Origin of the sequence: Aquabacterium sp. G14 (genome assembly GCF_037482285.1) — a bacterium.
In the GTDB taxonomy this organism is placed as follows: domain Bacteria; phylum Pseudomonadota; class Gammaproteobacteria; order Burkholderiales; family Burkholderiaceae_C; genus Aquabacterium.
In genome coordinates this window covers 1-20,197 of sequence record NZ_JBBEYB010000025.1, presented here as the reverse complement: position 1 = coordinate 20,197, position 20,197 = coordinate 1, and the positions used below count along the sequence as shown (strand labels likewise).

The 20,197-nt window shown below is 60.3% G+C and carries 18 protein-coding genes and 2 pseudogenes; 5 read left to right on the top strand and 15 right to left on the bottom strand.

Going from position 1 to position 20,197, the window contains the following annotated elements; all coding sequences use genetic code 11:
* Positions 1-83 precede the first annotated feature (83 nt).
* From istB (WIT60_RS16335) to WIT60_RS16325, 3 genes are all read right to left on the bottom strand, one after another.
* The gene (gene istB / locus WIT60_RS16335; RefSeq protein ID WP_339582728.1) at positions 84-848 is read right to left on the bottom strand and encodes an IS21-like element helper ATPase IstB; all 765 of its coding nucleotides are present in this window, start codon (positions 846-848) and stop codon (positions 84-86) included.
* Between the two features lie 17 nt (positions 849-865).
* On the bottom strand, positions 866-2,389 hold the full coding sequence (istA, locus tag WIT60_RS16330; protein ID WP_339582727.1) for an IS21 family transposase: 1,524 nt from the start codon (positions 2,387-2,389) through the stop codon (positions 866-868).
* Between the two features lie 217 nt (positions 2,390-2,606).
* Positions 2,607-2,810 (bottom strand): hypothetical protein, encoded by a 204-nt coding sequence (locus tag WIT60_RS16325; RefSeq protein WP_339584905.1) that lies wholly within the window; start codon positions 2,808-2,810, stop codon positions 2,607-2,609.
* A gap of 79 nt (positions 2,811-2,889) precedes the next feature.
* Here WIT60_RS16325 and WIT60_RS16320 point away from each other — a divergent pair.
* From WIT60_RS16320 to istB (WIT60_RS16305), 4 genes and pseudogenes are all read left to right on the top strand, one after another.
* Positions 2,890-4,091 (top strand): IS3 family transposase gene (locus WIT60_RS16320; RefSeq protein ID WP_339584904.1). Its coding sequence is split into 2 segments (ribosomal slippage): positions 2,890-3,166 and positions 3,166-4,091, totalling 1,203 coding nucleotides; the frame shifts between segments, so codons are not numbered across the junction.
* A gap of 242 nt (positions 4,092-4,333) precedes the next feature.
* Positions 4,334-4,654: pseudogene (locus WIT60_RS16315) on the top strand (MerR family transcriptional regulator); the annotation flags it as partial.
* Positions 4,647-5,228: pseudogene (locus WIT60_RS16310) on the top strand (IS21 family transposase); the annotation flags it as partial. The pseudogenes WIT60_RS16315 and WIT60_RS16310, both read left to right, overlap by 8 nt.
* Positions 5,221-6,018: an IS21-like element helper ATPase IstB gene (gene istB / locus WIT60_RS16305; protein ID WP_339584902.1), complete on the top strand. Its 798-nt coding sequence runs from the start codon at positions 5,221-5,223 to the stop codon at positions 6,016-6,018. The pseudogene WIT60_RS16310 and the gene istB (WIT60_RS16305), both read left to right, overlap by 8 nt.
* An 879-nt stretch (positions 6,019-6,897) precedes the next feature.
* Here the strand turns inward: istB (WIT60_RS16305) and WIT60_RS16300 are convergent.
* Positions 6,898-7,143: a helix-turn-helix domain-containing protein gene (locus WIT60_RS16300; protein ID WP_339584901.1), complete on the bottom strand. Its 246-nt coding sequence runs from the start codon at positions 7,141-7,143 to the stop codon at positions 6,898-6,900.
* Between the two features lie 342 nt (positions 7,144-7,485).
* Here WIT60_RS16300 and WIT60_RS16295 point away from each other — a divergent pair, with 342 nt between their 5' ends.
* The gene (locus tag WIT60_RS16295) at positions 7,486-7,674 is read left to right on the top strand and encodes a hypothetical protein (protein WP_339584900.1); all 189 of its coding nucleotides are present in this window, start codon (positions 7,486-7,488) and stop codon (positions 7,672-7,674) included.
* An 83-nt stretch (positions 7,675-7,757) separates the two neighbouring features.
* Here the strand turns inward: WIT60_RS16295 and WIT60_RS16290 are convergent, their stop codons facing one another.
* From WIT60_RS16290 to WIT60_RS16240, 11 genes are all read right to left on the bottom strand, one after another.
* Positions 7,758-8,666 (bottom strand): recombination directionality factor, encoded by a 909-nt coding sequence (locus WIT60_RS16290; RefSeq protein WP_339584899.1) that lies wholly within the window; start codon positions 8,664-8,666, stop codon positions 7,758-7,760.
* A gap of 65 nt (positions 8,667-8,731) precedes the next feature.
* Positions 8,732-9,733: a YqaJ viral recombinase family nuclease gene (locus tag WIT60_RS16285; protein ID WP_339584898.1), complete on the bottom strand. Its 1,002-nt coding sequence runs from the start codon at positions 9,731-9,733 to the stop codon at positions 8,732-8,734.
* Positions 9,734-9,830: 97 nt separating this feature from the next.
* Positions 9,831-10,799 (bottom strand): TIGR03299 family phage/plasmid-derived protein, encoded by a 969-nt coding sequence (locus WIT60_RS16280; protein WP_339584897.1) that lies wholly within the window; start codon positions 10,797-10,799, stop codon positions 9,831-9,833.
* A 34-nt stretch (positions 10,800-10,833) separates the two neighbouring features.
* On the bottom strand, positions 10,834-11,154 hold the full coding sequence (locus WIT60_RS16275; RefSeq protein WP_339584896.1) for a hypothetical protein: 321 nt from the start codon (positions 11,152-11,154) through the stop codon (positions 10,834-10,836).
* A 93-nt stretch (positions 11,155-11,247) separates the two neighbouring features.
* Entirely contained in the window at positions 11,248-11,748 is a 501-nt protein-coding gene (gene radC / locus WIT60_RS16270) for a RadC family protein (protein WP_339584895.1), read from the bottom strand.
* Between the two features lie 330 nt (positions 11,749-12,078).
* Entirely contained in the window at positions 12,079-15,210 is a 3,132-nt protein-coding gene (locus tag WIT60_RS16265; RefSeq protein WP_339584894.1) for an efflux RND transporter permease subunit, read from the bottom strand.
* A 15-nt stretch (positions 15,211-15,225) separates the two neighbouring features.
* Positions 15,226-16,830, bottom strand: coding sequence for an efflux RND transporter periplasmic adaptor subunit (locus WIT60_RS16260; protein WP_058088887.1), 1,605 nt, complete (start codon positions 16,828-16,830; stop codon positions 15,226-15,228).
* Entirely contained in the window at positions 16,827-18,101 is a 1,275-nt protein-coding gene (locus tag WIT60_RS16255; protein ID WP_339584893.1) for a TolC family protein, read from the bottom strand. Before WIT60_RS16255 ends, WIT60_RS16260 begins: the two co-directional genes overlap by 4 nt.
* Complete coding sequence (locus WIT60_RS16250; RefSeq protein ID WP_339584892.1) at positions 18,101-18,346, bottom strand: DUF2789 domain-containing protein; 246 nt, start codon at positions 18,344-18,346, stop codon at positions 18,101-18,103. The genes WIT60_RS16255 and WIT60_RS16250 overlap by 1 nt, the downstream gene beginning before the upstream one ends.
* A gap of 130 nt (positions 18,347-18,476) precedes the next feature.
* Entirely contained in the window at positions 18,477-19,139 is a 663-nt protein-coding gene (locus WIT60_RS16245) for an MgtC/SapB family protein (RefSeq protein WP_339584891.1), read from the bottom strand.
* A gap of 15 nt (positions 19,140-19,154) precedes the next feature.
* The gene (locus WIT60_RS16240; RefSeq protein ID WP_103826989.1) at positions 19,155-20,111 is read right to left on the bottom strand and encodes an IS1595 family transposase; all 957 of its coding nucleotides are present in this window, start codon (positions 20,109-20,111) and stop codon (positions 19,155-19,157) included.
* Between the last annotated feature and the right edge of the window lie 86 nt (positions 20,112-20,197).

Genomic DNA, 20,197 nt, shown 5'->3' with positions numbered 1-20,197 from the left:
GGCGAACGTGACCGACGATTCCGGCCCATCGTGACCGGTTGCACCGTGTGAGGTGTTGCGCGTTCAAATTGTAGGGGTGTCGGTCACGATGGGTCTGAGTCGGGCTCCTTTTTCGTGGGTTTGGGCTTTTGTCGCAGGGACTCACCGGTCAGAGTGAATCGGTGGTTTCGCTGCATCAGGCGATCAAGGATCGCGTCGGCAATCGTGGCGTCACCGACCCAGGCATGCCAGTGTTCAATGGGCAGCTGACTGGTGATGATGGTGGCCTTGCTGGCAGCTCGGTCGTCGATGATCTCCAGCAAGTCAGCGCGGGCCTGGTTGTCCAGCCCAGCCATGCCCCAGTCGTCCAGCAACAGGACATCGGTCTTGGCCAACTGGATGAGCCACTTGCCAAAGGTGCCATTGCCGTGACGGATGCGCAGCTCTTCGCTCAGACGTGGCACACGTTGGTAGAAGGCAGAGCGACCGCGGCGACAGGCGTGCTGGGCCAGCGCACAAGCCAGCCAGGATTTGCCAGCTCCGGTGGGGCCGGTGATCAGCACGCTGTGGCCGCTGTCGATCCAATCACCCAAGGCCAGGCTCATGACAGCCTTGCGATCCAGGCCGCGTCCAGCTCGTGTATCGATGTCCTCAATGGCGGCTTGGGGGTACTTCAGCTTGGCCTCTTTGAGCAGGCGTGCACGCCGCTTGTCGTGGCGCCAATGGAGCTCGCGCTCGACGATCAGAGCCATGCGTTCTTCAAAGCTGACAGCGCTCATGCCGGCCTGCGTCAGTTGCTCATCAAGGGCTGTGAGCATGCCCATCAGCCTGAGTTCACGCAGCTGGTTCAAAGTCGTGTTCATCATCATGGTGCAATCCTGTCTGTTCACTGGTAGTAACCGGGGCCACGAACGTGGGCATGGTGCGGGCTGGTCCAGTCGGTGGCGGTCGTGGCGGGCACCTGATCCCGGCCGTTTGCCAGAATGTCGCTGACGTGCCTGTACTTGACGGTGCCGAGCTCCAGGGCGATGAGGCAAGCGGCTTCCAGTCGGGGCTTGCCGTACTTCTTGGCCAGTGACAGCAGCCCCAGGCAGGCGCGGTAGCCATGCTCGGGATGGCGTCGCTCCTCCAGCAGACGCTGGACGGTGCTGGCACAGGCCACACCAATGGTGCCGCCCCAGTGAATCAGGCGTTCAGGGGTCCACTCCCGATGCGCGCGGTGCGCTGCCGACATGTGCTCCGCCACGGTGGTGAAGCCCCCCTTGTGGAGACAGCGCAGATGAGCGGCAACACGCTGACCACGGTGGACGATCTCCACGCCGCGCGTGGTGATGCGTGCCTCCAGGACCAGCCCGACCAAGGACTGCGGCACGCTGTAGCGATGCCCCTCGATCTCGACGTGGTGATCAATGTGCACGCGCACGGTCTTGTAGGTGGCGAATTCCCAGGGCTGCAGAGGCAAGGCTTGCAGTGCTGGCGCATCCAACTCTGCAAACGTGCTGACTCGGCTGCCAGGCAACCTCTGGAATGCCTTGTTGTTGAGTTGTTCCAGCAGCGGCGCGATGGCCTCGTTGACATCGTCCACGCTCGCAAAGCGTTGGTGGCGCAGTCGCATCAGGATCCAACGCTCGACAACTTGCACGGCAGACTCGACCTTGGCCTTGTCCTGCGGGTGATAGGGCCGCGCCGGTAGCATCGAGGTGCCGTAGTGGCGAGCGAAGTCCTCCACCGTCTCGTTGGCGCGAGGCTCATAGCGGTTGGGGTTGGCAATGAGGGCTTTGGGGTTGTCCGGCACGATGAGCTGGGGCACCCCACCGATGAATGTCAGGGCGCGGGCGCAGCCATCAAGCCAGTCGGCCATGGTCTCGCGCGGTGTGGCACACGCAAAGGTGTAGCTCGAAGCGCCCAGAGCGGCCACGAAGATGTGGGCACGGCTGCCGTCCACCAACTCGATCGTGGGACCTGCAAAGTCGATGAACAGCTTCTCGCCTGCGCGGTGGGTCTGGCGCATCGAGCGTTTGAGTGTCTTGGCGTAGCGGCGGTAGTTCTCGCAGAACTGCGAGTAGGAGTGCGTATGACCGTCCAGGTGCTGCTGGGTGTGCTCCTCCCACAGCAGCATGAGCGTCATGCCCTTGCGGCGCAGTTCTTTGTGAATCTGGGCGTAGTCGGGGTGCACGAAGTGCTGCGGCCGTGGCGGCGGTGCCAGCAGGCGATGCTGCAAAGCGGTCTCGTCCAGGGGCTGGATGGAGTGCCAATCCAGACCTGCGACCGAGGCCAAACCGACGTACTTGGTAACCACGCCTTTGGAGATGCCCAGGGCGGCGGCGATACGCTCGTGCGAGAGCCGAGCATCGAGTTTGAGACGCAGAACGTCCTTGATCTTGCGCATGTGAATCCTTGGTGCAGGCATGCCGGCTCCAGCAAAAAACTGGGCAGGCTAACTGCATTGGGTGAGACAACTTGCGCAACACCATCACGGTGGCATACGACGCCATGCTGGCATCGTGACCGGTGATTCCGGCATCGTGACCGAGATTCCGGTCAGGTGCAAAAATCGGTCACGTTCGACCAGAATGGCCGGTCACGATGAACCAGAATCGGCGGTCACGATCCGCCGGAATCAACGGTCACGTTGGACCGGAATACGCATCCGGCCGATTCGACTTGCGCAGGAACGCCACCATGGCCACGATGATCAGCAAAGCTTCCACGCCTTCACGCAAAAGGATGGTCAAGGCGCCAACAAAAGTGGCCATCTCGTCGGCCCGCCCGCTTCCGAACTCAGCTTCAACCTGGACAAAGAGGCCGTCCAATCGGTTGGCATGCTCCAAGGCGACCCCGATGTCTGAGGTTGCCCCCGAAAAGTGGAGTTCTTAGCTCATGACCACAATGCTGGAAAGGAGCGAAGAAATGGTCGACAAGCAGGTACGTGGCAAGTACACCCTGGAGTACAAACTGGAGGCTGTCAGGCAGGTCAAGGCCGGGCAGTCTGGGGCGGTGGTGGCCAAGGTGCTGGGCATCCCGTCATCAAATGTGTCCAACTGGGTTCGCCTGGATGCCAAGGGGCAATTGGGCGGTGTTGTGCCGAGCCAGAAGGCCCCGGTGGTCACAGCCGAACAGATGGAGCTTGCGCGTTTGAGGGCCGAGGTGGCTCGCCTGAAGATGGAACGCGACATCGCTAAAAAAGCCGCAGCGTACTTTGCGCAGGATGTGCTGCAAAGTACGCTTGGGTCCGGCAAATGAGCGGCAAGGCATGGCCTGTGAGCCTGATGTGCGAGGTGCTGGAGGTCAGCACCAGCGGGTACTTCAACTGGAAGCGTGGTCAGGATGCACCTGGCCATGGCCCCAGCCGGTTTCAGAGCGACGAAGCCTTGCTGGCGCACATGCGGGCCATTCACGCGGAGATCAAAGGCGAGTACGGTTGGCCCCGCATGCACAAGGAGCTGTTGGCCAGGGGCATCCGCGTGGGCAAAGAGCGTGTGCGCGTGCTGATGCAGCGCCACGGGATCAAGGCGCGCACCAAGAAGAAGTTCGTCGTTACCACCGACAGCAAGCACCACCTGCCGGTGGCGCCGGATCTCGTGCAGCGGCGCTTCAACCCCGAGGCGCCCAATCTGCTGTGGAGCGGCGACATCACTTACATCCCCACCGATGAGGGGTGGCTGTACCTGGCTGCGGTGCTTGACCTGCACAGCCGCCAGGTGGTGGGCTGGAGCATGCAGCCGCACATGCAGACCAGCCTGGTCAAAGACGCGCTGCTGATGGCCTGCTGGCGCCGCAGGCCAGCCAAGGGGCTGATCTTCCACAGCGACCGCGGCAGCCAGTACTGCAGCCATGAGTTCCAGACCACGATGAAGGCCTGGGGTATCAGTTCATCCATGAGCCGCAAGGGCAACTGCTGGGACAACGCGCCCACGGAGAGCTTCTGGGGCCATCTGAAGGTGGCTTGCGTGCTGGGGCAAAGGTTTGCCACCCGAGAGCAGGCCAGGACAGCCATTCTGAACTGGATGGCCTTCTACAATCACTCTCGTCTGCATTCGGCGCTGGGCTATCTCAGCCCCATGCAATACGAGCAACGCTGGCTGGCGGCTCAGCGCAAGAACGCCGCATGAAACCCGGGCTAAGCGCTCCGAAATTCAGGGGCAACCTCAGTTGCCAAAGCTGTCGCGCCTTCGCTTCTTCCGCCGGCTGCGTGGCATGACTTAGATGAGCAAAGAGTAGCCAAACTGCAGTAACAGCGCAAAAGCACAAACGTTTGAAGAATTCCATATCGGGCAGACGCATATTCAGAACCGCGCGATTATCAACCCTGAAGTAGGTGTAGAGTCAACTGTGAATTCGATGAGGAGTAGATATGAAGATTGGTGAACTGGCGGAACGAGCAGGCGTGCAGATTGAAACCATCCGTTTCTATGAGCGTGAAGGCCTTTTGCAAGCTGCTGCCCGAAGCGCTGGCAACTATCGCATCTATGAAAGCCTTCACGTTCAGCGGCTGGCATTCATTCGCCACTGCCGATCACTCGACATGACGCTGGATGAGGTTCGCGTCCTGCTGCGGCTGACTGACTCTCCCGACGAGAGTTGTGCCGAGGTCAACCAGATCTTGGACGCTCATATAGGGCAAGTCAGCCAGAGAATCAAGGAACTGCGCTTGCTTGAACTGGAACTCAAACAGTTGCGCAGTCAATGTCGCCAGGGCACGGACGCGAAGGACTGTGCCATCCTTAGTGAGATCTCCAGAAAGGCCCCGGGCGGTAAGCCGCATCGCAATGGGAAGGTGGGTGGTCGTGGTGGCCAACGATGAGGTGGTGGCGCAGCACGAGCGATTGACCGATCGAGGCCAGACCCGCTACGACTGGCAGCACTACATCCCGCTGGTGCAAAGAAAACCCGGTGCGCTGCGCAATGGGGCCCCCTTCGCCGACCTACCCCCGGCCTTGCAGCAGCTACGCAGAGGGCTTCTCCGTCAGGCGGGTGGCGACCGTGTCATGGCGCAGGTACTGGCGATTGTGAGCACAGCTGGCCTGGATGCGGTGCTGGTGGCAGTTGAATTGGCGCTGGAGAGCGCGCCACCGTCTGGCAAGGTCAGCGTCGAGCATGTGATCAATGTTCTGAGCAGGCTCAACCCTGCGCCCACACCAGAGGATGCACAGACCAGTCTGCAGGCGACAGTAGTCCCACTGGCCAATACGGCGCGCTACGACAGCTTGCGCGGGCAAGGCGGCGCGGAGGAGATCAACCATGCGTGATATCGCTGCAGAGTTCAAACAACTGCGCCTGCACGGCATGGCGGGCGCCTGGCTGGACCTGATCGAACAAGGGGCCAGTACGGGCTCGGAGGAGGCACGGTGGTTGATTGAACACCTGCTGCAGGCCGAGGCCACAGACCGAGGCATGCGCTCGGTGAGCCATCAGATGCATGCAGCCAAGTTCCCTGTGCATCGAGACCTGGCGGGGTTCGACTTCGCTGTGTCCCCCGTTGACAGCAAGCTGGTTCACACGCTGGCAGAGACAGGCTTCACAGAAGTGGCGCACAACGTGGTGTTGATGGGAGGGCCTGGCACCGGCAAGACCCACCTGGCCACAGCCATTGGCGTGTCCGGCATCACCAAGCATGGCAGGCGCGTGCGCTTTTACTCCACGGTGGATCTGGTCAACGCGCTGGAGCAAGAGAAGGCACAAGGCAAGGCCGGACGCATCGCGACGAGCTTGTTGCGCCTGGACCTGGTGATCCTCGATGAGTTGGGCTACCTGCCGTTCAGCCAGGCAGGCGGTGCGCTGCTGTTCCACTTGCTCAGCCGGTTGTATGAGCACACCAGCGTGATGATCACGACGAACTTGGACTTCGCGGAATGGTCGCGTGTCTTTGGTGATGCCAAGATGACAACGGCACTGCTGGACCGGCTCACGCATCACTGCCACATCCTGGAGACGGGCAACGAGTCACATCGGTTCCTGCACAGCTCCAGCACGGCCAAGAGGCGCATCAAGGCACGAGAGCAGTCTCGGATGCAGGCTGCAGCAGAGGGCAAGGCCTGAAGCTCAAAGCGAAGGGGGAAGCCGCTGCGCGGCGTCCCCCTTGATGTTCAACCAAGCCGGCCGGAAGACTCAAAATCCAGGCCAGGCTCTACACTTATCCACAGCTGACCACCCTTTGGTCGGCTACCAGCCCTGGCTCAATATTGGATCGGCACGGTGGCTCAGATTTGGATCGGCGCGGACACGCTTCGCAACTTCATCGATTGGAACGCTGGCAAGAAGCCTGTCGTAGTCGATTCTTGGCACTTTTTTCCTCCCTTATTGGCGCGTTGACCTCGGCCTGCTCAGCTACGGGTCGTTTGGCAACTTCGCTCTTTATCGGAGCCCCCACAAACGTGCCGCCGACGGTCAAGAACGGTCCATGTAGATAAAGTTTAGCCGCGGGGCACCAATGTAGATTCGTGCATACCCGCTGAGGTGCGAGTTGCCGTCAGGCGTAGCGGGAGCAGCGAGTGGACGGCCTACCAGTTTGTAGGCCGCCGAGGCTGGCGCGGCGACGATGGTGTCATCGAGTCGAGCGCCGACGCTCATGGCCGAGTACCAGTAGCCACAAGTGGCTGCTTACGGGTGCCGGATGCCTGAGGGCAAGGCGCCGTTGTCATGCAGCTTTGGTGCGCCTTGACTGCAACGGGGCGTTAGCGGAACCTGGCCGTATTCATACCGGCTTAGCCCGTGCCTGAAGAGCCGAGTGTCCGATATCTGACCCACACCGATCAATCAGTGCACGACAACGGACGTCTGCAACCGCTGCGAAGGCGTCGGTCAGACTCACAAGTCACGCCTACTGCCGAATCGGGTGGCCTTACGCACCACCGATGGGTCTCAGTCAAGAGACGCCTGCACCGCAGACTGCTGAACCGCCGGACTGAACCGATCAAATCACAGATCTGCTTCTTTCAACAGATCGGACGGGCGGCATTGGATCGCTGTGGCGATCTTCAAGATGTTCAGAAAGGTGACGTTGCGTTCACCTCGTTCGATCTTGCCCATGTGCGAGCGGTCAATTTCGGCCACGTCAGCCAGTGCTTCTTGAGACAGATCCAAGGACAACCGGCGCGCGCGAATCACGGCGCCCAAGCGCACGAGAGATTTGTCACGATCTTCCTTCACCGACACCCTTGGCATGGGCGAAATCGTCGTTCTACAATGCTTTCAAGGCCACGGCATTTACGACCCATTTGTGGTTGTGGTTCACCCAGCAGTAATGCCGGACGCCAGGGAGGCCGAGGTCATTAACCCCGCGTAGAAGGATCGAAAAATGGCAAAAAGAAAATGTCCCCGCTGCAATGGCAAAGGTGTGATCCCGTGTCCCATGGACTACGGTGATGACGACGAGCGTCATCCCAGCAGTTGCCCCGGTTGCGGTGGCGATCCCAAAGCGCGTGTCGAGTGCCCTGATTGCGAAGGCACCGGCAAGATCGACGACTGATCTGACACGGCCTATCGGCCTTGATGTAAGGGGGATCTATGGGTTTCTTCAGTATCAAAGACAAGTTTGACGATTTGCGTCACTCCTACACCCCTGGTGACAAGCTCCTCAATGGAGCAAAGTTGCTGGGAGCCGTTGTGGCCAACACCGCAATTGGTGCGGGCAAGGTCGGCAAGGCATTCGCCGAGGAGTACGTCAAAGAAGGCGAAAAGCGTCTCAAGAAGTAAAGCAACTGATGAGAGGCCGGCATCACAGCCGGCCTCTTTCTTTTGGTTGCCTTGATTCCAAGCGAAGGTGCCATCATCCAGATTCAGGCAGCCGATGCTGACGCCAGCCTGGTGGCCTTGGCACTCAGCTTGTCACGCAGTACCGCTCTGCCAGCACTGACGGCTCCGGATGTTTGCGCCTCGTCTTGGACTGCATCTGGAAAGAACTCCTCGATGATTGGCAAGCCGTCATCCTCCACGTCTTCAAACGCACCCATGGCAAAGCCCCGTCTGGCGGCTTCGTCCAGCGCAGCCTGGTCTACCCCCAACTCTGTCTGCTTGGCCCGCTCGGTGCGTGCCTGCTCGACAGCCTCGTGCAGTGACTGTCCAGCCCTGAGCGTCAGGTCTACGAAGTAGATCGGTGCCCGATGGGACTGGGTGGTGGACTTTCCACGTAGGCGCAACTCCAGCGGTAAGGACGCCAGGATGCCACCCGTGAGCGCACTCAGGTACGCCATGCGTGCCAGCAGCGTTCTGATGGTGTTGAACCCCGTCGTGCGCAGGATGAAGGTGCCCAGCACGTCGTCCTCTCCCACCCGGACATTCAGCCGCCCGTAGGGCTTGCACTGGCTTCCCTGAGCCAGTTCACAGCCATCGGGTGTCCGGCACTCAAAAGTCTGGATGCCCTCTGCCGTCGCACGTCGACAGGTCTCCCCGTTGCCGACGCACATCGGACGCCCAGTGGTGCGGTTGAACAAGGTGTAGTTGGCCCGCATGTTCAGGTCCGGATCGTCAAAGAGCAGCTTGATCGGGATGCTGCGCAGCTTGGCTCCACTGCTCCCGCGCAAGGCCTCGTCGAGCGGGTGGGTGATCCATCCTTCCTTGTGCTGGATCTGGCTGGTGAGGGTGAACTCGTCGTCTTTCTCAGGCAGACGCTTGCCGTTCTTCTCGACGACACGGCCAATCGAGATCCGCCCGATGACGGGCGGTGTCAGTGCCAATCCTTTGATCATGATGATTCCTTTCCAAAAAAGAAAAGGCCGACCTCCGAAGAGACCGGCCATGGGGATGGGGGTGTTCACGCCTGAACCAAGAAACGACGGCTGCCAGGCTTGGTCTGCCCATAGGCGGTAAGCAACTCCGGCTGTTCCTTCAGCAGTCGGGCCGTGTCCAGCGTCACACTGTCCTTGCTGCGCTTCCAACTGACTTCGCCGCACTCGAACACCGCCCGTGAGGCATCGCCCATGCGTTGCTGGATGCGCTGCTTGAGCTGCGACTCCAACTCGGTCACATCGGCCAGCTTTTGGCGGACTGCCAGGAGGTCAGAGAACGCACCTGCCAGCTCCGTCTCGTGGGACAAGTCCAGCACCTCGCCTGTGTCACGGGGATACAGGCAGCGCAGCGCCAGGTCTGCCGAGTCGGAGCCGTCTGCCGGTGGCTGGAGGTCCTTCTCGACGTATTCCCAGAAGGCCTGCTCCAGCCGGATGAGTTGCTGGATCTGCTCCTCGTCACGCTGAATGCGGAAGATCTGCAGGTCCTGCCCACAGATCAGCACGGCCACATCGGCGGCCTGCTTGCCGGTGACCGCCAACTGGTGCATCACCTGCAGGTGGACGTAGTCGGGCACACCCTCCTTCCACAGGCGTGCGCCATTGATCCCAGCCGTCTTGCACTCCAGGATGGCGACATCCGGGCTGCCCATGACCTCCCGGTCCAGGTTGGCCCGCATCCAGGGGTACGTGGGGTGCTGCAGGACCGCATTCACCTTTCGAACACGGTTGCCAGTTCGCTTGGTGTAGTGGGCAGCCACGATGGGCTCCAGCAAGGTGCCCCAGTACATCGGACTGGATTCGTCGTTGGGGTCCACCTGAGGCAAGGCTGCGCCTCGCCCGGTTTTCTCCATCCAGAGTTCCAGCTGGGACTTGTAGGGGTTGAGCCCCACGGCTGCCGCAGCGTCAGAGCTGCCAATGCCAGAGCGACGAACCTCCAACCACTGGTCTCGGTTGATCTCAGTGGTCTTGACCAAGCGGAGTGCCGGTGCAGGCCGGCTGGTTGCCGGGGTGACTTGTGCGTGTGCCATGTGATGTCCTTTCCGTTGGTGGAAATAAGAAGGCCCCGCTCCCTCTGAAGGGATGCGGGGCTTATGCCGTTGGTGGGATGGATGAAGGTCTAGGTCTTCAGGAAGCAAGTTGCAGCGCATGGTCCAAGGCTCGCTGCTTGAGGTTGGCCCCTTGCCCGAACCAGGCGCTGTCCAGCCGGTATTCCTGGCTTCGTGCTCGACGCTCGTGGTCCACGAACTCGGTGATCGAGCACAACAGGCCCCAAGCGGTGCCTTTGGCTGCCGACAGCTCAGCGCCGCGACCATGCCCTTCGTACATGGCCAGCACCTTCTTCAAGGCGCGCTCGTTGCTCAGCCCTGTGGACTGATCTGGCGTGGCGTCCTGATGACAGAGCACCTTGAGGAAGTAGTTCAAGGCCTCGTGGCTCTTGACCTTGCACTCGGACAGGGTCTTCATGCGGTACATGAAGCTGTCCCACTGGGACACGGCAATGCCCAACTGACGCTTGACCGCCTGCGCATCAAAGCTCGTGCTGTGAGGCACCTTGATGGCACCTACCGCGCCGTTGAGCGCGATTGACAGCGTGTTGTTGCACACGACCCGCACCGTGGTGGGTGTAGCCGTGGTCGCGAGCGTTCCGTCGCATGAGGTTGCCAGCAGTAGGTAACCTTTGACCACGTCATTACCCTTCAGCGTCGTTTCCTTGCCCGTGCGAGCCAGTGCCCAGAACTTCTTGCCAGCCTTGAGCACGCCAGCGGTTTCCAGCTCGAACCCGGAGATCTCGGAAAGATCTCGATAGAACTCCAGCACCTCCTTGGGTTGCACGACCTGGTAGCGACCACTGACCACTGACAGCGGGGCATTGGTGTCACTGCGGTAGAGCACCTTCTGTTCGTCGAAGGCCATGATGGCGGGGCCACCGTCTTCGGGCTGAGCCAGGTAGCGAACCGGTGTCTCACGGATCGTCCAATCCATGCCAGCCTGCTGTGCCCAGACTTCCAGAGGCTGCTTGGGCGGGAGTTGGTGACCGAGCGCATGCCAGGGGGTTGCGCCCACGTAGGCCATTTGTTCAACGAGATGAGCCATGGTGTTTCCTTTGCATTTGAATTGAGGGGAGTGATCACAGGTTGAAGGTGTGACCGCAAGAGAGGCACTCATACTTGTCAAAGACACCGTCATCCAGTGCTTCACCGGCTTTGCTGCCGACGGTGCTGCCAACGCCACCACCGACGACGCCGCCAATCAGGGCACCCGCCAGGCCACCGAGCAGAGAGCCCAGTGGACCGGCGACCAGCCCGACCGTGGCGCCCGCCTGTGCACCACCCATGGCCGAGGCAATGCCTCCAGCCGCACCGGCAACGCCGCCGATGGCAGCGCCGGCTTTACGACCGACACGACGGATCTGCAGGCGCGTGGATTCGCAATAAGGACAGGTTTGCATGAGGGATTCCTTTGTGTGAAGGCAAGAAAAAGCCACCCGAGCCGAGTGGCAGGGGTGACGAGGTGAAGAGGAAAGTTGGGTTGAGGGGTTCGGTCAGAGCTTGCGGTTCTCCGCGAAGCTGTAGACGTCACGGCGGGTCACGATGAAGTGATCCAGGACATCCACATCCACGACGGCCAAGGCCGCCTTGATCGCATGGGTTAACACCTCATCAGCCACAGAAGGATCCGGCTTTCCGCTGGGGTGGTTGTGCGTGAGGATCACGGCTGCCGCGTTTCGGCTGAGGGCCTCGATGACCACCTCCCTGGGGTAGACCGAGGTCTGTGTCAGCGTGCCTCTGAACATCTCCACAAACTCGATGACTTGGTGCTGGGCTGTGAGGAACAGAACTCCGAACACTTCGTGGGGACGGTCAGCCAGACGCAGCCGCAGGTAGTCACGGACAGCCTGTGGTGAGGTCAACAGTGGGGTGTCCCGGATTGACTTCTCCATGAGGCGCAAGGCCTGTTGAACGATCTTGGGGCGAGTGTAGATGGGCAAGGTCGACAGCGGCAACAAATCCGTGTCGTTCCGGGGGATGCATGAAGGGGGCATGGTCGCTCCAAAGCAAACGGCCCCGGCGTGTGAACACGCAGGGCCGGAAATCAGATGGAGCTGTGAGGTCGTCACAGCCAACGCGTGAGTGACACCCATGACGGCATAAAGCCTGGATCACCTATGCGGGTGATCCAGGCACTTTGCGAGCATATCGGGCGTCAACTCAAGTGGGTGATATGTGACTCAAAATAAATGGGTTGCCGCCTTCATTGACGCCAATCGAAGTTGATTCATCACATAAACAGCTGTGCCCCTCTTGTGCCAACCTTCAGTTTGAGCTGCATGGGAATCGGTACCTCGCATGCAACGGCCCCTGAGCGGACCGCGCTATTCCAACGAGCGATTGAGTCGCCACTGCTTGACCATGCCATAGAGTGCCGGAATCACAGCCAGCGTCAGCACGGTCGAGGAAATCATCCCGCCCACCATCGGTGCCGCGATGCGACTCATGACTTCCGAGCCTGTACCGGTTCCCCAAAGGATCGGCAACAAACCGGCCATGATGGCGACCACCGTCATCATCTTGGGGCGCACTCGCTCCACAGCCCCTTCCATGACGGCGTTGTACAGGTCAACCACCCCAGGCTCGACCCCTTCGGCCCGACGTTTACTTTTGATCTGCTCCCACGCATGATCAAGGTAAATCAGCATCACAACCCCAGTCTCAGCCGCAACGCCAGCCAGCGCAATGAAGCCGACCGCAACAGCAACGGACAGGTGATAGTCCAGCAACCACATGAGCCACACGCCCCCCACCAAGGCGAATGGGACCGACAACATGACGATCAACGTCTCGGTCAGGCGCTTGAAGTTCAGGTACAGCAGCAGGAAGATGATCAGAAGCGTTACGGGGACAACGATCTTCATCTTCTCCACCGCACGCTCCATGGACTCGAACTGGCCGCTCCAGGTCGCGTAATAGCCGGGCGGGAAATTGACCTGTTCGTTCACAGCCTTGCGCGCATCGGCCACATAGCTGCCGATGTCACGTTCGCGGATGTCCACGAAGATGTAGGCAGACAGCAATGCGTTTTCGGTTCGGATGCCCGGTGCCCCCTTGGCGACTGCCACTCTGGCAACCTGTCCCAGCGGCACCATCGCGCCATCCATGGTTGGCACCAATACCTCTCGGGCGATTTGCTGCGGATCGGACCGCAGTTCGCGGGGGTATCGCACCGTGACGCCGAAGCGCTCACGCCCCTCCACTGTTGTGGTCACCATGTCGCCACCCAAGGCGGTGCCGATCACCTCCTGCAAGTCTCCCACTGCCAGTCCGTAACGCGCCAATTGGCCGCGATCAGGTTCAATGTTGAGGTAGAACCCGCCCGTGATCCGCTCTGCAAACGCGGAGGTCGTCCCAGGGACTTGCTTGACCACCGTCTCGATCTCACGTGCCAAGCGCTCCATCTCGTTCAGGTCTTTGCCAAACACCTTGATGCCAATGGGCGTGCGGATGCCGGTGGACAGCATGTCAATGCGTGCCTTGATCGGCATGGTCCATGCGTTGGACACACCGGGGAACTGCAGCGCCTTGTCCATCTCGGCAATCAATTTGTCAATCGTCATGCCTGCGCGCCACTCGGCCTCTGGCTTGAGGTTGATCACCGTCTCGAACATCTCGGTGGGCGCGGGATCGGTGGCGGTGTTGGCTCGCCCCGCCTTGCCATAGACCGACGCGACCTCCGGGAAACTCTTGATGATCTTGTCCTGTGTCTGCAATAACTCGGCCGCCTTGGTGATCGACATGCCCGGCAGCGATGCGGGCATGTAAAGCAGCGTGCCTTCATTGAGCGTCGGCATGAACTCCGACCCCAGTTGGCTGGCGGGGTAGATCGAGATGCCCAGAACCAGCGCTGCAGCGGCAACGGTCAGCTTCTTCCAGCGCATCACCGCGGCAATGATGGGGCGGTACACCCAGATGAGGAAACGGTTCACCGGGTTCTTCGCCTCCGGCAGGATCCGTCCCCGGATGAAGAGCATCATCAACACCGGCACCAGCGTCACCGACAACAAGGCAGCCCCCGCCATGGCGAACGTCTTTGTGTAAGCCAACGGTGAGAAGAGGCGACCCTCCTGAGACTCCAGCGTGAACACCGGCAGGAAGGACACGGTGATGATCAGCAGGGAGAAAAACAGGGCCGGACCGACCTCTTTGCACGCAGCGATCATCGCGTCCACTCGCTGTGCGTTGTCATGCTCGGCAGGTAAGCGCTCCAGGTGTTTGTGAGCGTTCTCGATCATGACAATCGCGGCATCAACCATGGCCCCGATGGCGATGGCGATACCCCCCAGACTCATCAGGTTGGAATTCATGCCAAGCAGGCGCATGGCAATGAAAGCAATCAGCACCCCGACGGGGAGCATCAAGATCGCGACCAGCGCCGAGCGAACGTGCATCAGAAACACGATGCAAACCACCGCGACGATCAGGCTTTCTTCCAACAGCGTGACTTTGAGGCTGTCAATGGCACGGTGAATCAGGTCTGACCGGTCGTACACCGCCTCAATGCTGACCCCCTCGGGAAGTCCAGCGGACACCTCGGTGATTTTCTCTTTCAGGTTGTGAATCACCTCCAGCGCGTTCTGACCATAGCGCGACATGGCAATGCCCGAGACCACTTCCCCTTCGCCGTTGAACTCCGTCACGCCACGTCGCTCGTCGGGCGCCAGTTCGACACGGGCGATGTCGCGGATCAGGACCGGTGTCCCTTTCTCTGCCTTGACGACCAGATTCTCAATGTCGGCCACGCCGCGAAGGTAGCCCTTGCCACGCACCATGTACTCGGTTTCCGCCATCTCCACGACGCGGCCCCCGACGTCGCGATTCGATTCGCGCACCACCTGCGACACCTTGGCCAGCGGAATGTCATAGGCTCGCAGCTTCACCGGATCAATGGTGATCTGGTAGGTTTGAACGAAGCCCCCAATGGAGGCCACCTCGGCCACACCGTGCGCCTTGGTCAGTTGGTAGCGGAGGTACCAGTCCTGCAGCGTGCGCAGTTCAGCCAAGGTCTTGTCTTTGGCAAGCAGCACATACTGGTAAACCCAGCCAACGCCGGTCGCATCCGGACCGATCTGAGGTGTGACACCCTTGGGCATGCGCCCAGCAGCGAAGTTAAGGTACTCCAGCACGCGTGAGCGTGCCCAGTAGATGTCGGTGCCATCTTCAAAGATGACGTAGACGAACGATGCACCGAAGAAGGAGAAGCCCCGCACCACCTTCGACTTGGGCACTGACAGCATGGCTGTGGTCAAGGGGTAAGTCACCTGGTCCTCGACCACCTGTGGGGCCTGGCCTGGATATTCGGTGTAGACAATGACCTGTACGTCTGACAGGTCGGGCAAGGCGTCCAGAGGCGTCCTGAGCACAGCAAAGACGCCACCGACGATGACGAACAGGGTGGCCAACAGCACCAGGAAGCTGTTTCTTCCCGACCAGTCAATGATCTTCGCAAGCATGGTGTCTCCCGAAAATCAGTTGTGGCCGGCGTGCGCACGGGCCGGTGCTTGATTCATGGGTTTGATCGCCGTGATCACCCACTCACCTTGCCCACGCTCCACAAACTCAAACGAAATGACAACTCCCGGCTTGAGGCCGGTCAACAGCGCGCTGTTGGCGACCTGGAACTCCATGGACATGGCCGGCCATTTGAGACTGGGCACTGGGCCATGGGCGATGGACAACGTTGAGGCCTGAACATCTACTTCCTCGACCTTGCCTTCAGCTTGATGGCCAACAGTCGCCGCAGGCTTGGCAGCGGCGGCCCCACTTTGCGCTGGCTGCGTGCCGTGCCCCTCGTGCCCAAACCCCCCGATGGCAGCCTTGAGGTTGCTCTCGGCATCAATCAGGAAGTTGGCGGCGACCACCACCATTTCACCGTCCCGCACACCGTCCAGGATCTCGATGTGATCCTCGCCGCGTGCACCGACCTTGACCTCACGAGGCTCGAAACGCCCCTCCTTTAGCTGCACCAGGACGATTTGACGCGTCCCACTGTCGATCAGCGCGGACGTCGGCACCGTGAGCACGGCGCCTTTGGCGGCAGCGGGTAGCTCAACCTGGGCAAACATACCCGGTTTGAGCAAGCCCCCCGGATTGTCCAGCTCGACGCGCACCGGCACGGTACGTGTTTCAGCCTTGAGCGTCGGATAGACATAAGTGATGGCGCCCGCGAACACCTTGCCAGGGTAGGCATTGACACGTACCGTGGCCCGCATGCCCGTCTGGACCAGGCCAATGTCCTGCTCGAAAACATCGGCGATCACCCACACTGAGTCCAGATTGGTGACTTGATAGAGCATCTCACCAGGCATGACGCGCATGCCTTGCACGGCCTTCTTTTCCGTGACGATGCCTGCAACCGGGGAACGGAAGGTCAGCGTGCGACGAGCCGATCCAGATTGAGTCAACGCCCTGATTTGCTCGTCAGAGATGTCCCAGTTGCGCATGCGCGTCAGGCTGGCATCGGCCAATTGCCGCATGCCACGCTGCGCCTCATCACTGGCGCCTTTCAATGCGTCAACACCCTGAGCGGCAATCGCGTACTCTCGTTGCGCCGAGATCAGTTCGGGGCTGTAGACCTCGAACAGCGCCTGGCCTTTGCTGACCGCCTGTCCCGTCACATTGACATGCAGACGCTCGACATAGCCCTCAAACTTAGGTGCGACGGTATACGTCTGCCGCTCGTCGGGCTCAATGCGTGCAGCGGCGCGCACCACTTTGTCCAAGGCCCTCAGACTGGCCGCTTCGACGCGCACGCCGAGCTTTTGCACCTTGTCCGTGCTGATTCTGATTTGCGTGGGATTGGCCGCGTCCTGTTCCTGCTCACCGGCGTAGACGGGGATGTAATCCATGCCCATCGGATCCTTCTTGGGCGTGGGCGACGTATCCGGCAGCCCCATCGGATTGCGGTAATAAAGGATCTTGCGCTCCTTCTCTCCGCCCTTTGAAGACGCCGCAGTTAACGCAACGTGTGAGCCAGGTTCACTGGACTGCCGCTTGCCGTACCAAAAGCCCCCGCCTGCAGCGAGCCCTGCGACCACCATGATGATCGCACCTGACTTCAGTCGTCCCGTCATAGATCGTCTCCAACGATGCGCTCAATGTCTGCCAGGCGCATCTGCGTACTCATACCCGCCTTGACCTGGTTGAGTTTGGCTTGGCGGATTTGTTTTTGTGCATCCAGCAAGGTGGCGAAGTCAACCTTGCCCGACTCATAACCCGCCAATGCCGAGCGATACGTCAGCTCGGACTGCGGCAGCATGCTTTCGGTGGCCAACTTCAACGAGCTGCGGGCGGCCTCCAACCCCGCGACGCTTTCGTACAGGTCGGCCAGAACTTGATTGGTGACCCCCTCTTGGCGAGACCGGGCGGACGCGAGCATGGCTTCCGATTCACGCTCCTGGGCTCGCCGCGCGTGTTGCTGCAAAGGAATGTTGATCTCGACCATCAGCTCCCACTCGCGGACCGCGCTGCCATACTGGATGGGTGAGACGCCCACCGAGAAATCTGGATAGCGGTTTTTGTAGGTCAGCTCCCGATTCTTTTCGGCAGTGCGAATCTGCGATATCTCTGTTTTGAGCAAGGGACTGCTGGACCGTGCACGCGGCTCCAATGCGGCAAAGCTGACGCTTTCGGGCGTGGGCAGTGGTCGAAGCTGAACGGGCGTTGCCAAAGGCTCGTTCGAAGGTCGACCCACCAGCGCATTCAACCTTGCACGGAGCTGTCGGCGCTCAGTCTCGATGGTGATCAATTCGTTGCGCATCGCCGTCTGCTCTAACTGCGCCCGGATCACATCCTGCTGTGCCGTGAGGCCGCCAGCGTAGCGAACCTGGGCCACTTGTTCGAGCCGAATCATCAGGTCCAGGATCTCCCTGGCCAAGCGTTCGCTCTGATCCAGGTAATAGAGCTGCGCATAGGTGGTCTTGATCTTGGCGGCCAGCTCGCTCCAAGACCCTGCAGCGCGCCCTCTTGCGGCATCCGCCTGCGACTCGGCGACTTCACGTTTGAGATCGCGTTTGCCGGCCCACGGCAAATCCTGCATCAGCAGATAACGGGTACTGCCCACACGGGCAGGTAAGAGCGTGGGACTTTGCTCGCCCATGCGCGTGATATCGCGCCATTCGGTGCGGAACTTCGGATCTGGCAGAGCACTGGCAGAGACGACTCGCTCTGTCGCAGCAGCGGCATCAAACCGCATGCTGGCGAACTCCGGGTTGTTGTCTTTGGCGAACTTCAACAGCCCTTCAAGACTGGCCCCCAGTGGAGCCTCTTGTCCGTAACTGACTGAGCCGAGAGCCAGGGACAGGCAAGCCACACCAAGGGACAGGGCCTGGCGCATGGTGACCATTACCTGCTACCCACACCACGCAATGCGGCATTCAGCTGATCAACGATTTCCGCCCAATCAGCGTCTTTGAGTAATTCATCGCGCAACAAGGTCGCCTGGGACGCTGTCCAAAAAGACGCATCTTCCAGTCTGATGGATGCGTCAAGTGGGCTGTGAGTCGACAAAAAGCCTTTGATGCTCTCGACGTCAGACGGCAGTCCCAACTGTTGAAAAAGCTCCGTAAAGCGGTGATACGTTGAGCTCATTGCACATGTCCTTTCAGTTCAATGCATCTGAAAAATCGTTACGTCAAAAGCCATTCTCATCACACGAGCCTGATGGCAAGATGAGGCGTAGATAACGTTTCCGTCATCTTTCTTGCCCATCCCATCGCGCTCAAGCTCGCCCCAAGGTCAGCGTCAACCACAGTGATATGCCGCCACCAATGAGCGCGATCAGGTAGCTGCCCACCACAGTCTTGCCGACCTGGCGTCCTCCTGTTGTCCACGCTATACCTGCCTTGGTCAGCATATTGGCCAACGTGGCGAGACCCAGTGCAACAGCGGCAGTCCCCGTTGCCACATCACCGGCACCGTGCAACCGGGCCAGCGAAATCAGAATCGCATCCACATCTGCCAGACCCGATACGGTCGACAGCACATAGATGCCGTAGTTTCCCAACCATTGCTTCGCTGCCGGGACCATGACTGCCATGACGGCAAGGAACCCCGCAAAGCCAAGCGCTGTTCCGAGATCAAAGGGGGCCATCGCCTCCACGGTATGTTCATTTCTGGTGTCACCTGCCATCCGGTGCCAACGCCACAGCGCCATGCTCAGCAGAAGGAGTCCTGATACGACCAGCGCAATCCCAAAGGTGCTCAGAAGCACCGGTTCGATGACACCAATCAGCACCGCCATGCGGAAAAACATGACGCCACATGCCGCCATCATTCCTGAAGTGGCGGCACTGACCATTGCTGGTTGCTGACGGGTGTAGCGTGCCAGCGCCAAGGTGGCTGCCGTGGATGACGCAAATCCACCCAATAAGCCAGTCCACAAGATCCCTCTTCCTGATTAGAAACGTGCCTCAGCATGCGACCTGACCGTCTTTTCCTTGATGGGCTTTGCTCTCACGACGTCGACGATGAGACTTGCGACCAGACCACGCAGATCGAAGCGGCGGTTGAACCTGTAGGCGAAGCCAGCAAGGTAGTGCTCGGCGTACTTGCGGTAGTTCAGGGCATGGAAGGCTCCGGCCAACGTGGTCTTGAGATTGCCCAGCACGGTGTTGACCCACTTGAAGCTGGGCAGGTCGCGCGGCTTGAGGGAGCCGACCACCATCGGGAGGTGAAGGCAACCGGCATCGGCCACCGCACTGAAGCAGGCCAAACCATCGCTGTGCACGCTGGTGCCCGGTGCCAGATTGGACTTGGCCCACTTGCTGATCGCTTCAGAGGTGAACCCTCTGACCACATTGAGCTTGATGAACATCGGATGCCCGTGATCATTGACCGAGACAGCCGCGACAAAGGGGACCTTGTTCTCGGAGCCCCGACCGACTTTGCCGCCTGTGCGCTCGCCTCCGAGGTAAGCGTCATCGAGTTGCACCGTGCCGCTGAGTTGGTGGGTGGCGTCTTGCGAGGCCATGGCCCGGTTGATCTTCTGATGCAACAGCCAGGCAGTGGGATAGCTCACGCCAAGCTGACGCTTGAGCGCCAGGGCAGACAGGCCGGTTTTGGCCTGACTGATGAGGTAGATGGCCAAGAACCAGGTCGTCAGGGGCAGTTTGGTGTGTGCCATGAGACTGCCTGCGGTCAGGGAGGTCTGATGCCGACAGCCATTGCACTGGAAGAGCTTACGGACACCGTGGCCGACCACATAGTGATCACTGCTGGAGCAGCGCGGACAGCGAAATCCCTCAGGCCAGCGCGCGGCCTTGATCGCTTCGGCGCACTGTGCCTCGGTGCCAAAGCTACGAAGGAATTCCGGAATCGACATGCCGTGCTGGAACTGAATCTGGTTGAAGGCCATGGTGCTCACCCCACTGTAAGAAGACCACAGATTAGTGAGTCACAAGCTCATGGGGTGAGCCTCGCTGAGGCAGGTTTCTAATCAGG

Bases quoted from the DNA above. Each gene is read 5' to 3' on its own strand.
- WIT60_RS16250 (WP_339584892.1), bottom strand. From the start codon at position 18,346: ATGAGCTCAACGTATCACCGCTTTACGGAGCTTTTTCAACAGTTGGGA.
- WIT60_RS16275 (WP_339584896.1), bottom strand. From the start codon at position 11,154: ATGCAAACCTGTCCTTATTGCGAATCCACGCGCCTGCAGATCCGTCGT.
- WIT60_RS16295 (WP_339584900.1), top strand. From the start codon at position 7,486: ATGGGTTTCTTCAGTATCAAAGACAAGTTTGACGATTTGCGTCACTCC.
- istA (WP_339582727.1), bottom strand. From the start codon at position 2,389: ATGCCTGCACCAAGGATTCACATGCGCAAGATCAAGGACGTTCTGCGT.
- istB (WP_339582728.1), bottom strand. From the start codon at position 848: ATGATGATGAACACGACTTTGAACCAGCTGCGTGAACTCAGGCTGATG.
- radC (WP_339584895.1), bottom strand. From the start codon at position 11,748: ATGCCCCCTTCATGCATCCCCCGGAACGACACGGATTTGTTGCCGCTG.
- istB (WP_339584902.1), top strand. From the start codon at position 5,221: ATGCGTGATATCGCTGCAGAGTTCAAACAACTGCGCCTGCACGGCATG.
- WIT60_RS16290 (WP_339584899.1), bottom strand. From the start codon at position 8,666: ATGATCAAAGGATTGGCACTGACACCGCCCGTCATCGGGCGGATCTCG.
- WIT60_RS16285 (WP_339584898.1), bottom strand. From the start codon at position 9,733: ATGGCACACGCACAAGTCACCCCGGCAACCAGCCGGCCTGCACCGGCA.
- WIT60_RS16255 (WP_339584893.1), bottom strand. From the start codon at position 18,101: ATGGTCACCATGCGCCAGGCCCTGTCCCTTGGTGTGGCTTGCCTGTCC.
- WIT60_RS16260 (WP_058088887.1), bottom strand. From the start codon at position 16,830: ATGACGGGACGACTGAAGTCAGGTGCGATCATCATGGTGGTCGCAGGG.
- WIT60_RS16300 (WP_339584901.1), bottom strand. From the start codon at position 7,143: ATGCCAAGGGTGTCGGTGAAGGAAGATCGTGACAAATCTCTCGTGCGC.
- WIT60_RS16240 (WP_103826989.1), bottom strand. From the start codon at position 20,111: ATGGCCTTCAACCAGATTCAGTTCCAGCACGGCATGTCGATTCCGGAA.
- WIT60_RS16280 (WP_339584897.1), bottom strand. From the start codon at position 10,799: ATGGCTCATCTCGTTGAACAAATGGCCTACGTGGGCGCAACCCCCTGG.
- WIT60_RS16265 (WP_339584894.1), bottom strand. From the start codon at position 15,210: ATGCTTGCGAAGATCATTGACTGGTCGGGAAGAAACAGCTTCCTGGTG.